Annotated in this window: 12 protein-coding genes and 1 pseudogene; 12 read left to right on the top strand and 1 reads right to left on the bottom strand. The window is 30.7% G+C overall.

Features of this window, described 5'->3' with window-relative positions; genetic code table 11:
* Positions 1 to 137: 137 nt before the first annotated feature.
* Positions 138 to 581, top strand: coding sequence for an Hsp20/alpha crystallin family protein (locus tag B5E48_RS05690; RefSeq protein ID WP_087246041.1), 444 nt, complete (start codon positions 138 to 140; stop codon positions 579 to 581).
* Positions 582 to 741: 160 nt separating this feature from the next.
* Here the strand turns inward: B5E48_RS05690 and B5E48_RS05685 are convergent, their stop codons facing one another.
* Positions 742 to 1,062 carry a putative heavy metal-binding protein gene (locus tag B5E48_RS05685; protein ID WP_087244223.1) on the bottom strand — a complete coding sequence of 107 codons (321 nt, stop codon included), beginning with the start codon at positions 1,060 to 1,062 and terminating at the stop codon, positions 742 to 744.
* A 125-nt stretch (positions 1,063 to 1,187) separates the two neighbouring features.
* Here B5E48_RS05685 and ychF point away from each other — a divergent pair, with 125 nt between their 5' ends.
* The 11 genes and pseudogenes from ychF to ispD all read left to right on the top strand — a co-directional run bounded on the left by ychF (position 1,188) and on the right by ispD (position 15,362).
* Positions 1,188 to 2,288, top strand: coding sequence for a redox-regulated ATPase YchF (ychF, locus tag B5E48_RS05680; protein WP_087244224.1), 1,101 nt, complete (start codon positions 1,188 to 1,190; stop codon positions 2,286 to 2,288).
* Positions 2,288 to 3,016 (top strand): class B sortase, encoded by a 729-nt coding sequence (gene srtB, locus B5E48_RS05675; protein WP_087304388.1) that lies wholly within the window; start codon positions 2,288 to 2,290, stop codon positions 3,014 to 3,016. The genes ychF and srtB overlap by 1 nt, the downstream gene beginning before the upstream one ends.
* Before the next feature lie 209 nt (positions 3,017 to 3,225).
* Entirely contained in the window at positions 3,226 to 5,226 is a 2,001-nt protein-coding gene (locus tag B5E48_RS05670; RefSeq protein ID WP_087304387.1) for an AAA family ATPase, read from the top strand.
* Between the two features lie 124 nt (positions 5,227 to 5,350).
* Positions 5,351 to 5,773 (top strand): annotated as a pseudogene (locus tag B5E48_RS13840) (DUF3788 domain-containing protein).
* A 14-nt stretch (positions 5,774 to 5,787) separates the two neighbouring features.
* Complete coding sequence (locus tag B5E48_RS05660) at positions 5,788 to 6,207, top strand: GNAT family N-acetyltransferase (RefSeq protein WP_087304386.1); 420 nt, start codon at positions 5,788 to 5,790, stop codon at positions 6,205 to 6,207.
* Between the two features lie 62 nt (positions 6,208 to 6,269).
* Positions 6,270 to 7,532, top strand: coding sequence for a glycoside hydrolase family 125 protein (locus B5E48_RS05655; RefSeq protein WP_087304385.1), 1,263 nt, complete (start codon positions 6,270 to 6,272; stop codon positions 7,530 to 7,532).
* A gap of 112 nt (positions 7,533 to 7,644) precedes the next feature.
* Positions 7,645 to 8,985: a PTS sugar transporter subunit IIC gene (locus B5E48_RS05650; protein ID WP_087297944.1), complete on the top strand. Its 1,341-nt coding sequence runs from the start codon at positions 7,645 to 7,647 to the stop codon at positions 8,983 to 8,985.
* Positions 8,969 to 11,623 carry a glycoside hydrolase family 38 N-terminal domain-containing protein gene (locus B5E48_RS05645; protein WP_241146933.1) on the top strand — a complete coding sequence of 885 codons (2,655 nt, stop codon included), beginning with the start codon at positions 8,969 to 8,971 and terminating at the stop codon, positions 11,621 to 11,623. Before B5E48_RS05650 ends, B5E48_RS05645 begins: the two co-directional genes overlap by 17 nt.
* 39 nt (positions 11,624 to 11,662) lie before the next feature.
* A complete protein-coding gene (locus B5E48_RS05640) occupies positions 11,663 to 12,424 on the top strand; it encodes a MurR/RpiR family transcriptional regulator (RefSeq protein WP_087304383.1) in 762 nt (253 codons plus the stop codon).
* A gap of 20 nt (positions 12,425 to 12,444) precedes the next feature.
* A complete protein-coding gene (locus tag B5E48_RS05635; RefSeq protein ID WP_087304382.1) occupies positions 12,445 to 14,652 on the top strand; it encodes a glycoside hydrolase family 3 N-terminal domain-containing protein in 2,208 nt (735 codons plus the stop codon).
* Between the two features lie 74 nt (positions 14,653 to 14,726).
* Complete coding sequence (gene ispD / locus B5E48_RS05630; protein WP_087297947.1) at positions 14,727 to 15,362, top strand: 2-C-methyl-D-erythritol 4-phosphate cytidylyltransferase; 636 nt, start codon at positions 14,727 to 14,729, stop codon at positions 15,360 to 15,362.
* Positions 15,363 to 15,364: the final 2 nt, after the last annotated feature.

Below are 15,364 nucleotides of genomic sequence, written 5' to 3'. Positions count from 1 at the left end.
CTTGACTCTGCTAAAATAGAGGACTATAATATAAATAGAAATAAGGAAAGAGAATAAAAAAGGCATTCCTTACTTCTCATATCAAACATTGTTCATTCTCTAACAATGCTTAGAATTATTCATAAGAGGTGATATATATGTTAATGCCTAGTATTTTTGGAGAAAGTTTATTTGATGACTGGTTTGATGATTTTGACAAGGAATTCTTTGGAAAGAAAAATCCATTGTATGGAAAACATTCAAGAAATGTGATGAAGACAGATGTAAGAGAAACAGAAGGAACATATGAATTGGATGTGGATCTTCCAGGCTTCAAGAAAGAAGATGTGGAATTGTCATTTGACAATGGATATTTGACAATCTCAGCTAAAAAGAGCTTAAATAAAGATGAGAAGAATAAAGAAGGACAATATATCCGACAGGAAAGATATGCAGGAAGCATGAGTCGAAGCTTCTATGTGGGAGAAAGTGTACCACAAAGCGATATCAAGGCTAAATTTGAAGATGGAGTCTTGAGAATATCAATACCAAAACAGGATATGAAAGTCATCGAAAACAACAATACAATTACGATTGAATAAGCAGGGTTAAAACAACCCTGCTTTACATATTCTTAAACAAAATTTTATATAAAATGATAGTAAGCTCATGAAAAAGAGCATATATTAAGGACAGTTATCAGGTTTTCTCTCCACAATAACATTCTTTATACTGATAACCAAGTGGGTTAACCACTTTTTTTTATTGTACAACTACCGCTGTGCCAGATACAGTCACCATTAACATACCATTATCAGCACCTAAAACTTCATAATCAACATCAATTCCTACAATAGCATTTGCACCTTTTTGATAAGCACGTTCTTCTAACTCTTTTAATGCATTTTCTCTAGCTTCTAACAATTCATTTTCATATGTGGCAGATCTTCCACCAAAAAAATTAGATAATCCTGCAGTAAAGTCTTTTATAAAGTTAATACCAGAAATAACCTCACCAAAAACAATACCTTTGTATTCAATAATTTCTTTTCCTTCAACAGAAGGTGTTGTTGTTAAAATCATATAATCGCCTCCTTACTTTTAAAATATCATATTTGTTTGGAAAAGATGTGTATTTTACAGTTAATAAGATTGCCTTTTTGATTATTTTTCGCTAAAATGGAATGGAGTTAAGGAGTGATGAAAAAATGGCATTAACAGCCGGTATTGTAGGACTTCCTAATGTAGGTAAGTCAACATTATTTAATGCAATTACAAATGCACAGGTCGAAGCTGCCAACTACCCATTTGCAACAATTGATCCAAATGTGGGAGTGGTAGAAGTCCCTGACTATCGATTAGATGAATTAACAAAGATTTTTAATCCTAAAAAAACAATTCCAACGACTTTTGAATTTACTGATATAGCAGGTCTTGTTAAAGGGGCAAGTCGTGGAGAAGGACTAGGAAATAAGTTTTTAGCAAATATTCGTGAAACAGATGCGATTTGTGAAGTTGTTCGTTGTTTTAGAGATAAAGACATTACACATGTTGATGGAGATGTTGATCCTGTAAGAGATGTTGAAACAATCAATTTAGAATTGATTTTTGCAGATTTAGAAACAGTTGAAAAACGTATTGGAAAAATTGAAAAGAAAGCAAAATCAGGTGATAAAGAAGCCAAAGCTGAAATGGATGTTTTGACACCATTAAAAGAAACTTTAGAAGCAGGAAAACCAGCAAGAGTGATGACTTTTTCAAAAGAAGATATGGATATTGTCAAACAATACACATTATTAACAATGAAACCATTAATTTATGTGGCTAATCTTGGTGAAGAAGATTTAGAAAATCCTGAAAGTAATCCATATTATGTTGCCTTAAAGGATTATGCAACCAAAGAAAATTGTGATGTTGTTCCTATCTGTGCCAAAATTGAAAGTGAACTTGTCGGACTTGATAAAGAAGAAAAACAAATGTTCTTAGATGATTTAGGTATTGATGAAAGTGGTTTAGATAAATTAATTAAAGAAGCTTATGCTTTATTAGGTTTAAATACTTTCTTTACTGTTGGGGCTGATGAAGTCAGAGCATGGACATTTAAAAAAGGAATGTTAGCTCCAGAAATGGCAGGAATTATTCATACTGATTTCCAAAAAGGATTTATTAAAGCAGAAACATATAGCTATGATGATTTAATTGAATATGGCAGTGAACATGCTTTAAGAGAAGCTGGAAAAATTCGTCAGGAAGGAAAACAATATGTAGGACATGATGGAGATATTATGTTCTTCAAATTTAATGTATAATGAACAAAATAATCAGAAGAATATTGCTTTTTATATGTATTTGTGTTTTTCTATTTTCAGCTTTTCAATTAGGAAAAATCTTTTATAATTATTATACAATTGAAAAAGAAAGTGCAGAATTAGTGACTCAATATGTAAAAGAACCAGAAGAAGAAAAAGAAGATCCATTAAAACGTGTTGTTAATTTTGAAGAACTACAAAATATTAATTCTGATGTGATTGGATGGTTATATATTCCTGATACAAAAATTGATGAACCTATATTAAAAGGTGAAAACAATGATACTTATTTATATACAGATTTATATATGAAATCTAATACAGCAGGAAATGTATTTATTGATGAAATCAATTCTAGAGATTTTAGTGATGATAATACCATCATATATGGTCATAATATGAAAAATGGTTCACGTTTTCATGATTTGAGATATTTTGTTGAAAAAGATTATTTTAATGAACATCAAGATATTTATATCTATTTGCCTGATGGAAGTGTTTATGTTTACCAGGCTGTAGCTTCTACAATTATTGCCGCAACAAGTGATCTGTATCAAAAAGGTATAGATTATGATTCTTATATGAATCAGGTTAAAAGTGAAGCTTCTGTTTACCAAAACGTAAGTGATAAACAGGTGAATATGATTATGTTAAGCACTTGTTATTCAGGGACTGACAATAGATATGTTGTTTATGGACAGTTAAGAGAAAAAGTAAAAAGTGAATAGTTATGAAGAATTATAATCAAGACAAATGGTTATAATTCTTTTTTTATAAAAGACATCTATAAAAAGAGTCATTTTCATCACATGACAGTCATAGAAAGGGTATGCATTATTTTTGGAAAATAATGCAAAATAATAAATTGATTAAATATAAAGAAAACGTTAATAATTTCAAATAGAGTTCATATGATAGAAAGGAAAAGAGGTGTAGTATGCTTACACAATTTCATGAACAGGCACAAAAAGTAATTGTCATAGCTGAAAGTATTGCGTTTGATTTAGGACATAGTCATGTAGGAAGTGAACATCTTTTATTATCATTATTAAAGATGAAAGATATACTTATGACAAAGATGTTAAAATCTTACCATGTTGATGATGAAGTCATATATAAAGATATTGTAAGGTTGTTTGGTGAAAAGGATATTCAACCTTTTTATATGGAATATAGTGATATTGTCAAAAAGATATTAGAAGAAGCTATCCATATCACACGTGAAAGAAAAGAGTCAAAAGTCAGTTTAAATATATTGTGCTTAGCTTTACTTTCACAAAAGGAAAGTGTTGCTGTTGAATTATTAAATAAATATCATGTTTCTTTTGATCAGATTAAAGAAGAACTAAGTCAAACCAGATCATTACTCTATGAATTAGATAAAATTCATGAACTTGTTAATTTTAATGAATTAGTAAAAAAAGAAAATAGATTGATGATAGGGAGAGATCAGGAATTAGAACAACTTTTTTTAACATTATGTAAAAAAGAAAAAAATAATGTTTTATTGATTGGAAAAGCTGGTGTGGGTAAAACGGCGCTTGTTGAAAAATTAGCTTATAAAATCAATCACAAGGAAGTTCCAAAGCTTTTACAAAACAAAGTTATTTATGAACTCAGTTTATCGAGTATTGTTGCAGGGACAAAATATAGAGGAGAATTTGAAGAAAAGTTTAAGAAGATTATTGATAAAGTGATTCAAGCTAAAGATGCTATTTTATTTATTGATGAAATTCATAATTTAATTGGTGCAGGAGGAGCAGAAGGAGCTATTGATGCTTCTAATATTTTAAAGCCTTTTCTAGCTAGAAAAGATTTAACTTTGATTGGGGCAACGACTATCGAAGAATATTATAAATACTTTGAAAAAGATCAAGCTATGAACAGACGTTTTTCCATACTCAAAATAAACGAGAATACAAAAGAAGAAACAAAAGATATTCTTTTAGGTTTAAAACAACAGTATGAAAATTATCATCATATTGATATACCTGATGAACGTATTGACGAAATTATTAGTCTTTGTGATCAATATTTATTATCACGTGTTTTTCCTGATAAAGCTCTAGATGTTTTAGATTTATCATGTGTCAAAGCAACTTTCCAACAAGATCAGACTTTACAGTCACAACATATTGAAAAGGTTATTGAAGAAATTTCAGGAGCAAGTCTTCAATATCATTCTTATCAGGATATTGAAACTTCATTAAATCATCATATTATTGGACAACAGAGGGCTATACATCAACTTATTGAATCTTTAGAGTCCTTAGCACAGTTTCCCCATCCTCATAGACCTAAAGGTGTTTATCTGCTGACAGGGAGCAGTGGCATTGGAAAAACAGAAACAGCTAAATTTTTAGCAGAAACCATGCATAAACATTTTATTAAATTAGATATGTCTGAATATAGTGATACAACGAGTGTCAATAAGATTATTGGTTCATCACCAGGATATGTTGGTTATGACCAGCAATCGACTTTATTTCATGATATGATTTTATATCCTGACAGTATTTTATTATTAGATGAAATAGAAAAAGCCAATCCACAAGTTATGCATTTATTTTTACAAGTCTTTGATGAAGGTGTATTAAAAGATAATCATCATCATATCATTTCATTTAAAGATACCATTATTATCATGACTTCTAATGTCACAAAACAAAATCAATCTATTGTTGGTTTTAAAAAGAAACTTCCTTCATATCAACATTTAGAGTCTTATTTTTCAAAAGAATTCTTAAATCGTATTGATGAAATTATTGAATATCAAACATTACAAAAACAACATCTACAACAAATTTTAAAAAATCAGACACCAATCCCACTTACCGAGAGTATGATGGAAGATATTTTAAAAGATTATGATGTCAATCAAGGAGCAAGAACATTATTAAAACAGATGAAAAAATATCTTGTTTCTAAAAATAGATAATGATAGATACTGAGTGCTATTGATAAAAATAGCACTTTTTTGTAGATTCTTTTATTTTGATGAATGTTTTCATTTATCATTTGATGTGGTATGGTAATGATATGGAAAAGAAAAGAGGAAGATTATGTTAGATAGAAAAGATAGTCAATCCATGCCAACACAGCAAGATATGAGTCAATATATTCATAATCCATTATGGGACTTGTTTTATCAATATATGATAGATCAATACCATATCACACCAAAATGTGAATTTAGTAAATGTAGCTGGGAGTATGGCTGGAATATCAAAATGAAAAAAAGTTAAAAAACGTTATGTACGATTTATCCTAGGGAAAATTATTTTACTGTTATGGTTGTTATTGGAAAGAAAGAGAAAGAAAGTTTTGAACAAATACTACCAACATTACACAGTAACATACAAAATATTTATGCAAATACACAAGAGGGAAATGGACAAAAATGGTTAATGATTGATTTAGAAGATGATAATAAACAATATGAAGATATTAAAAAAATCATCAATATAAAAGCTTGTGGAAAGTAAGAGGTAAAATAAAAATGTTCATTTATGAAGAAAATACATTAAATATTGAAGATATTAAAAAGATAAGAGAAGGTGTACAATGGAGAATGTTGACTGATCATCAATTACAACAGGCTTTAGATATGACAGTTTATAGTATTGTTGTTAAAGATCATGAACATTCTATTGCAATGGGAAGATTAATAGGTGACGGCATTTATTATCTGATTTGTGATGTGGCAGTTCTCCCAGACTATCAGCATCAGGGAATAGGGACAAAAATTATTCAATGTATGATTCAATATGTCCAATCCCATTTAAAAAAAGGTGAACGCTGTTCTCTTCAATTGATTGCCGCAAGAGGAAAAGAGAGTTTTTATGAAAGTTTAGGTTTTTCATTATTGCCTAATGATTTATCAGGACATGGTATGCAGATGTTTATAAAGAAAAAATAATACATATTTAGAAATGGAAAAGAGACTATCTTTTATATAAAATGAATAGGAGGAGGGATAGTATGAATAGAACAGAAATAATGCAAAAAGCTGATGATGTGATCAAAGATCAGAAATTAAGAGAAATGTTTAAAAAATGTTTTATGTCAACTTTAGAAACAAGTTTAAAAGTTGAAGGAGATAAGACTTATATTATTACGGGTGATATTAATGCTATGTGGTTACGTGATTCAAGTTGTCAGGTGAATCATTATTTAAAATTAATGAAAGATGATCAGGATCTACAAAATAAAATCAAAGGATTAATTCGCTCACAAATAGAATATGTTTTATTGGATCCATATGCTAATGCTTTTTTAAATACGGAAGATGTTCCAAGAGAATATCATGATACAACAATTATGAAACCATATGTCTGGGAAAGAAAGTTTGAACTTGATTCATTATGTTATCCAGTCAAACTCGCTTATCAATATTACAAAGAAACAGATGATACGACTATTTTTGATAAACAGTATCTTTATTTTATTCATACGATTTTAGATGTTTTTGAAACTGAACAGTATCATAGTCAGAAATCTTCTTATACTTTTGAAAGAGATATGGCGAAAGTATGGAATTTAAGAAAAACAGAAACATTACAAAATCATGGACATGGATTTGATACAAGATATACAGGAATGGTATGGAGTGCTTTTCGCCCTAGTGATGATGCCTGTGCTTTGAATTACAATATTCCAGGAAATATGTTTTGTAGTGTTATTTTATCTTATTTAGTAGAGATTGTACGTGATCTTTATCAGGATGAACGTCTTGTAGAACGTATTATTGATTTGAAGTTCCAGATTGATTATGGTATTGAATTATTTGGAACATATCTTCATCCCAAATATGGCAAAATTTATGCCTATGAAACAGATGGATATGGAAATCATATTTTAATGGATGATGCTAATGTACCAAGCTTATTATCTTTACCATATTTAGAATATTGTCATGAAGATGACCCGATTTATCAAAATACAAGACGTTTTATTTTAAGTGAAGATAATCCATATTATTATGCAGGAAAAAAAGCCAAAGGCATTGGTTCTCCACATACATGGGAAAACTATATTTGGCCAATTGCATTGACAATGCAAGCTTTAACATCTACCAATCAACAAGAAATTCAGACACTTATTGATATGATTGTGAATAATACAGGTGATACAGGATATTGTCATGAAAGTTTTGATGTCAATGATGATAGTCAATACACAAGACCATGGTTTTGTTGGGCTAATTCATTGTTTGCAGAACTGATTATGAAAGTCTATTTCTAAGAGGTAACAACCTCTTATTTTTTTTGTGGAAATCTGTAAAAATATTACAGGTTTTGTAATTTCTATTTGAAAGTGCTTTCTGTATACTTATTGTTGTTGAGGAGGAAAAAATATGAAATTAATTATGTCATTTTTAGAGAAGTATCTTATGCCACTTTCTGATAAGGTCACTTCAAACAAGTTATTAAATGCGATTAAAGACGCATGTATCTTAACGAGTCCATTTACTGTTGTTGGATCTCTTGCAGGTTTAGTGAGTCAACAAGCTAATTATTGGTTTGGTGAATGGGGAATTCCTTTAGATGGAATCTTAGGAAGTATTATTAACGCTTTTACAAATATTAATACAGTCGCTATGGGTATGACTGGTTTAGTTGTTGTATTGGCTTCATCTTACAATTATTCTAATCAGTTAAGAGCAAATAAAACAGGTGATAAATGTGTTCCATTAGTAGCTTGTATTGTTTCACTTATTGCTTATATCGCAACAATTCCAAATGCTATTGATGTTGGTGATTCAACAATTACAGCATTTCAAATTAATTTCTTCAATTATGAAGGTATGTTTACAGGGATGATTATTGGTTTAGCTTCATCATTCTTATACTATCATTTAGTTAATTCTAAATATACTATTAAATTACCAGGACAAGTTCCACCAATGGTATTAAATTCATTTTTATCAATTATTCCATTTTTTGTCATTATGGTTATTTTCTCAGTTATTAAAGAAGTTGTTGTACTTTGCGGGTATGCTTCATTACAGGCATTAATGACTGAATTTATTATTTCACCATTAAATGGTATTGGTACAGGATTACCAGCTGTTATTTTGGTTATCATTATTATGCAATTATTATGGTTCTTTGGTGTTCATGGATTCTCAATTATGTGGGGATTAATCTCAGTTTTATGGATGCCAATTTTCTATGAACACATTCAAATGTATGTGGAAACAGGTTCATTTGATGGTATTACACAAGTTGCTCCAAATACATTATGTAATGTTTATGCCATGATTGGAGGATCTGGTTCAACATTAGCACTTGTTGTTTTATTACTTATTTTAGGTAAAAAAGGTTCTGCTGAAAGATCTATTGGTAAAGTTGCAATTATTCCAGGATTATTTGGTATCAATGAACCAGTCACTTTTGGTTTACCAATTGTATTAAACCCAATTATGTTCTTACCATTTGTTTTTGTTCCTGTTATTAATGCAATTATTGGTTATTTTGCGACTTCTTGGGGTTGGGTTAACCATTTAGTTGTCTTAAATTCAGGTGTAGAACCTATCTTTGTTAATGCATGGGTATTAGGTGCATTTACAATCAGTCCTGTTATCTTATGTGTTGTATTGTTTATTATTGATTTAATCTTATATTATCCATTTGTCAAATTACAAATTAAACAAAATAGTATTGAAGCCCAGAATGAAGGTGTTGTTCTTGAGTAATATTCATTTTATTCCTCATGTTCATTGGGATAGAGAATGGTTACGTTCAACAGATGCTTCACGTATTAAACTTTGTTATTTCTTTGATCGTTTAATTGATATGTTAGAAAACGATCCACAAATGAAATATTTTACATTCGATGGACAAACTGCTGCTTTAGAAGATTATTTAAGTATTAAACCATTTCAAAAAGAGCGTATTGCAAGATTAGTCAAAGCTCGAAAATTATTTATAGGTCCATGGTATGTGCAACCAGATATGATTATTCCATCAGGAGAAGCATTACTTAGAAATTTAATTATAGGATCTCAATATGCACAGTCATTTGGACATTGCCTCCAAGTTGGATGGGTTCCAGATGCATTTGGTCAAAATAAAATTACGCCTTATCTATTTAAACAAATTGGTATGAAAGGTGTTTATGCATGGCGTGGATTTGATTATGATTGTTTAGAAGATTCATTGTTTTTATGGGAAGGAAACGGCAATACGGTTTTACCGGCTATTCATTTTGCTTTAGGATATGGACATTATCGTGGTTTCCCAGAAGATTATGAAGATGTTAAAAAGGATATGGAAAATTTTATTCCAAAACTTAAAGAACGTTATCAGGATGGCGAAATATTATTTATGTTAGGAAGCGATTATGCTTTCCCTAGACGCCATTCTTCTCAAATGATCAATCGTTTACAAAAAGATGGATATCAATGTCAGATGACAAACCCTGAAGAATATCTTGAAAATATTTTAAAAGCTGCCAAGCAAAATCATCATGAATTAAAAGTCTATAAAGGTGAAGCAAGAAGTGCAACTTTAGGACGTATTCATGCAGGCATTACGTCTACACGTATAGATATAAAAAATGCGATGCGTTATTATGAAACAATCATGGCAAAAGTTGTAGAACCAATGGTCAGTATGACACGTTCACTTGGGGGTCACTGTGATCAGGAATTAATCAATTATTTCTGGAAGATTATCTTTAAAAATCAGTTCCATGATTCTATATATAGTTCTTCGCCAGATAGTATCAATCATACGGTAGAAAATCGTTTATTAAATTTACGACATGGTTTGAATGAACTGATTTGGATGAATTTTAGATTTTTAGCCGAAACAGTGGATTTAAGTGAATTAAATGATCAGGAAGATATTTTGGTATTATTTAATACTTTACCGTATCAAAGACAAGATTTTGCCTTTGTAAGCATGATTGTCAAAGATAAAGATTTTGTATTAAAACGTCATGATGGGACAATTGTTCCTTATCAATTCATGAATGAAACAAAAGAGACATGTCATGATATTGAATACTATAATGGTATGGAAAACTTCCATGACTCAGGAGAAGTATTAGAGGGTACGAAATTTAAAGTTCAATTCAAAATTGACACTTCATTTTTACCACCAATGGGTTATGAAATCTTAAAAGTTTGCTTCAAAGAAAAAACATCTACATCTCTACAAGGAGATGTGAGTGTGATGAATCATGGAGCACAAAATAAATATTTATCAGTAGTGATTGAAGAAGATGGCACTTTAACAGTCACAAATAAACTGACAGGTGAAACTTATCATCATCTTCATACATTACTTGAAAAAGGTGATGATGGTGATGAATATAATTATTCACCATGTATTGATGATCAAGAAATCAGAATTAATGATGTGAAACCAACTATAGAATTGGTAGAATCATCATCCATTGAAGTCAAATATCGTATCACTTTTGATACAGCTGTGCCATCAAAAGTGGTGGACCATCATCGTAGTCAAGAAACAAAACCATTACGTATTATCACGGATGTTTCTTTAAAGGCTCATAGTCAGACAGTTGATTTTGAAACAACTATTGAAAATCATTCTTGTGATCATATTGTCAGAGTTGCTTTTGATGATATCTATACTTCTAAACAAAACTGTAGTCAAGATCAACTTGGAACTATTATCAGAGATAATGTGATTACAAATCAAAAAGGAATAGAAAATGGGGCAACAGAATATGTTTTACCTATCTATGCGATGCAACGCTTTGTGAAATTAAATCATCAAAATGCTATCATGTCATTATTAAGCCAAGGACCTCTTGAATATGAAGTAGAAAATGATCAAAGAATTTGTTTAACACTTTTAAGAAGCGTTGGAAAATTTGGAAAAGCTGATTTACTGATCAGACCAGGAAGATCATCAGGATATCGTATGGATACGCCATCTTCACAATTGTTGGATAAAAAAGTAACGAGTCAATACTCACTTTTCTTTGGTGAAAGTCAACAAATGTCTGATTTGGTTCGTACAGCTGAAATATTAAATACACCAGTTCAAACACGTTATCTTAATGATATCAGCCGTCAAAAAAATAAAGGATTAAAATGGCAATATGAAGATATAAAATTAGATACAAGAGTTGAACTGATGGCTTATAAGAAAGCTGAATGTGGTCAAGCGTCAGTCATCCGTATTCTTAATAATCGTGATGAAGATATTGAAAATGTTGTTTTATATATTCCAGCAGATAAAAAATGTTATCTTGGGGATGCATTAGAAGAAAAACAAGAAGAACTTGAAAATCAAGATGGAAAAATTTATATCAAAAGCATGATGTCAAATACTTTTGTAACTGTTATAATAGAGTAGATTTTCTACTCTATTTTCATATGAAAGGATTGATTGTTTATGAGTCTCATTAAAAATTTTCAAGAATATGGAAATCATTTAACTGAACTAGAAGTGGAATGTTTTCATAAACTTTTGAGTTTTCAGGATTTACAGCCAAATTTAACAATATCTTCATTATCTGAGGCTTTAAATGTATCCACAACAACTATTTTTAGAATGGTGAAAAAATTAAACTATAAAACATTTATGGATTTTCGCTATGATCTTTTATACCATCGTAGAGATGAATATGAATATACATCTAGATGTGATAATGTTTGTGATACTATTGAAAAAGAAATCAAAGATACAATGTCTATGTTAAGACATTTAGATATTGGAAAAGCTATTGAAAGTATAGTACAGGCTAAAAATGTTCTTGTTTGTTCCTCTGGGATGAATAAATATGTTGCGAAGATATTGGCAGTAAAACTGAGTTTATTTGGAATCAGAACAATATATCCAGATGATAATTGGTTTTTATATTTAGAAGCGAATCATTTAACTTCTAAAGATTTTGTCATTGTGATTTCACGTGGTGGGGAAACAAAAGATATTATTGACGTTATGAAAACTGCTAAAATGAATGGATGTCAAATATTATTAATTTCAGAAAAAATAAATTCAACGATGTCAAAACTATCTGATTATACTGTGAATGTATCAGTATCAAAAGATGAAGGATATGATATTGATTCACGTTTACATATGCATTTGGCTATTGAATATTTACTTAGAGAATTAGTGAATCAACATTTATATAGTAAAAAATATTTATAAATAAAAAATGAGGAAAGAAAATGGTAGAAAATATAATTAAACAAATGACTTTAAAGGAAAAAGTTGGTCAATTAAACCAGCATTTATATGGTTGGCAATGTTATCAGAAGGTAGGAGACCATTATGAATTAACAGATTTATTTAAAAAACACGTTAAAGAATATGGAGGCGTTGGTGCGATTTATGGAATTATGAGAGCTGATGCCTGGTCACAGATTGATGAACATAATGGGATTACACGCCAAGAAAGTTATCAGGTTATTCAAATGATTCAGGATTATATCAAGAAACATTCGCGTTTTCAAATACCAGCCTTGATTACAGAAGAATGTGTTCATGGTCATATGGCATTACAAAGTCCTGTTTATCCTACGCAACTAGCGATGGGGATGACCTGGAATCCTTTGTTGATGGAAAAAATTGCACAGAATGTCAGTCAGGAATTAGCCGCCAAAGGTGGAAATCTTGCTTTATTTACTGGTTTTGATGTATTAAGAGATCCACGTTGGGGAAGAAGTGAAGAATGTTTTAGTGAGGATGCGTATCTGACTTCACAAATGATTCAAAGTGCTGTGCAGGGATTTGAAAAAGATCAAAATGGAGTCAGCGTTGTTGTCAAACACTTATGTGCTCAAGGAGCCTGTGAAGGTGGACATAATTCGGATGCAGCTAAGATTGGTCCAAGAGAATTAAGAGATATTCATTTGCCACCAGTCAAGGCAGCAGTCAAAGCAGGTGCAAGAGCTGTTATGGCAGCTTATAATGAAATAGATGGAATTCCCTGTCATATTCATAAAAATCTTCTTCATCATATTTTAAGAAAAGAGTATGGTTTTGATGGCATTGTCATGGCTGATGGATGTGCTTTAGATAGACTGTTATTATTAAATGACAATCCTTTACAAATGGGAAGTCTGGCTTTAAAAGCAGGTGTTGACTTGAGTTTATGGGATCAGGTTTATACCAAACTTGATGAAGCTGTTAAACAAGGCTATGTCACTGAAGAAGAATTAGATATAGCGGTTGAAAGAATTTTAAGACTCAAAGAAAAGTTAGGTCTTTTTGAACCTTCACAAAATATACCATTGCCTCAATGTGATGAATTATTGTTGCAAAGTGCAAGAGAATGTCAAGTGTTATTAAAAAATGATGATCATATTTTACCATTAAAGAAAACACAAAAAATTGCTGTGATTGGACCTAATGCCCATCACTATCTCCATCAATTGGGTGATTATACAGCTTATCAAAATCCTCAAGACATTGTGACTGTTTATCAGGGAATCTGTAAAAAAGCTTCACAAGTCAGCTATGCATTAGGATGTACAACAAGAAAGAAACAATTTGAAAATTTAGATGAAACATTAAAGATTGCAAAAGAGGCAGATGTTGTTGTGTTGGTTTTAGGTGGTAATAGTACGCGTTTATATCAAAATGCTTTTGAAAATAATGGCGCATTAAGAATTCAAGATGAAAATGAAATGAATTGTGGAGAAAATATTGATTTAGCAAGTCTTGAATTAGAAGGATATCAAAATCAATTATTAAAAGAGATTCATCGTGTGAATCCAAATATTGTCACAGTCTTGATTCAAGGAAGAGTTCATGTGATCAATGATGTCATGCGTTATTCTCAAGCGGTTGTGGCTAGTTTTTATCCTGGTTCAAGAGGTGGAGATGGAATCGCTGATGTGCTATTTGGAGATTACAATCCTAGTGGACATTTGAGTGTTTCTATTCCACGTCATGTAGGGGCATTGCCATGTTATTATAATCATAAGCATAACGGAGCACAAAAAGATTATATAGATTTACCATCTGGTCCATTGCTTCCATTTGGTTATGGACTGAGTTATACAACATTTGAATATCAAAATATATCTTTACCTCAAAAGATTTCCATTCAGGAATTAAAAGAAAAAGGACTCACTATTACTTTAGATGTCCATAATACAGGTCAAAGAGATGGAGAAGATGTGGTTCAGATTTATATCAAGCATTTACAATCAAGCATTGTTTCTAGAGTGCTGGAATTAAAAGGATTCCAGAAAGTATATGTTCCTCATCATGCTGTTCAGACAGTCAGTATCACATTGAGTTATGATGATCTGGCAATATGGAATATAGATATGGAACATATTGTAGAAACAGGACGTTTGGCTGTTTGTGTCGGTCAAGATTCACAAAATTATAAGGAATATAGTGTCTGTATTGAAGAAAGCTGCTAAGGTGGCTTTTTTTGATAAATTAGGGTAAATATGGTATGATAAATGCAGTTTATAGAGAGAAAAGAGGAAGAACAATGTATAGTGTCATTATTTTATGTGCTGGACAGGGGAAAAGAACAGGATTGAATTATAATAAAATGTTATATTCATTTCGTGGTAAGACAGTCTATGAAATGACTTTAGAAACTTTTATCAATGATACACGCTGTCAACAGATTATTGTTGTGACAAGACCTGAAGAAAGAAAAGAATTTCAACAATTATTAAGTGATGAACGCATAGAGTTTGTTGATGGGGGAAAAGAAAGACAGGATAGTGTATTTGCAGGTTTACAACATGTGACATATGAAAATGTTTTGATTCATGATGGAGCCAGACCTTATTTAAAAAAACAACAGATTGATGATCTGTTAACATGTCTAGAAGAACATCCAGCATGTTTATTAATGGTACCTTGTAAAGACACAATTAAAAGAGTGATTGATGGTGTTGTCGAAGAAACACTTAATCGACAAGAATTAATGCAGGCACAGACACCACAGGCTTTTCATACCAAACTGATTTTAGATGCTTACACAAAAGCGATACAACAGCACTATTTGGCTACTGATGATGCTCAAATGGTAGAACATTTTACTGATGAAAAAGTTTATTTTGTTTTAGGGGATTATGAAAATAAAAAAATTACAACAAAAGAGGATTTAAAATAAAA

This window comes from Massilimicrobiota sp. An105, assembly GCF_002161155.1.
GTDB lineage: Bacteria > Bacillota_I > Bacilli_A > Erysipelotrichales > Coprobacillaceae > Allocoprobacillus > Allocoprobacillus merdigallinarum.
The sequence above is the reverse complement of the archived record's forward strand: the minus strand, read 5'-3'. Positions and strand labels throughout refer to the sequence as shown.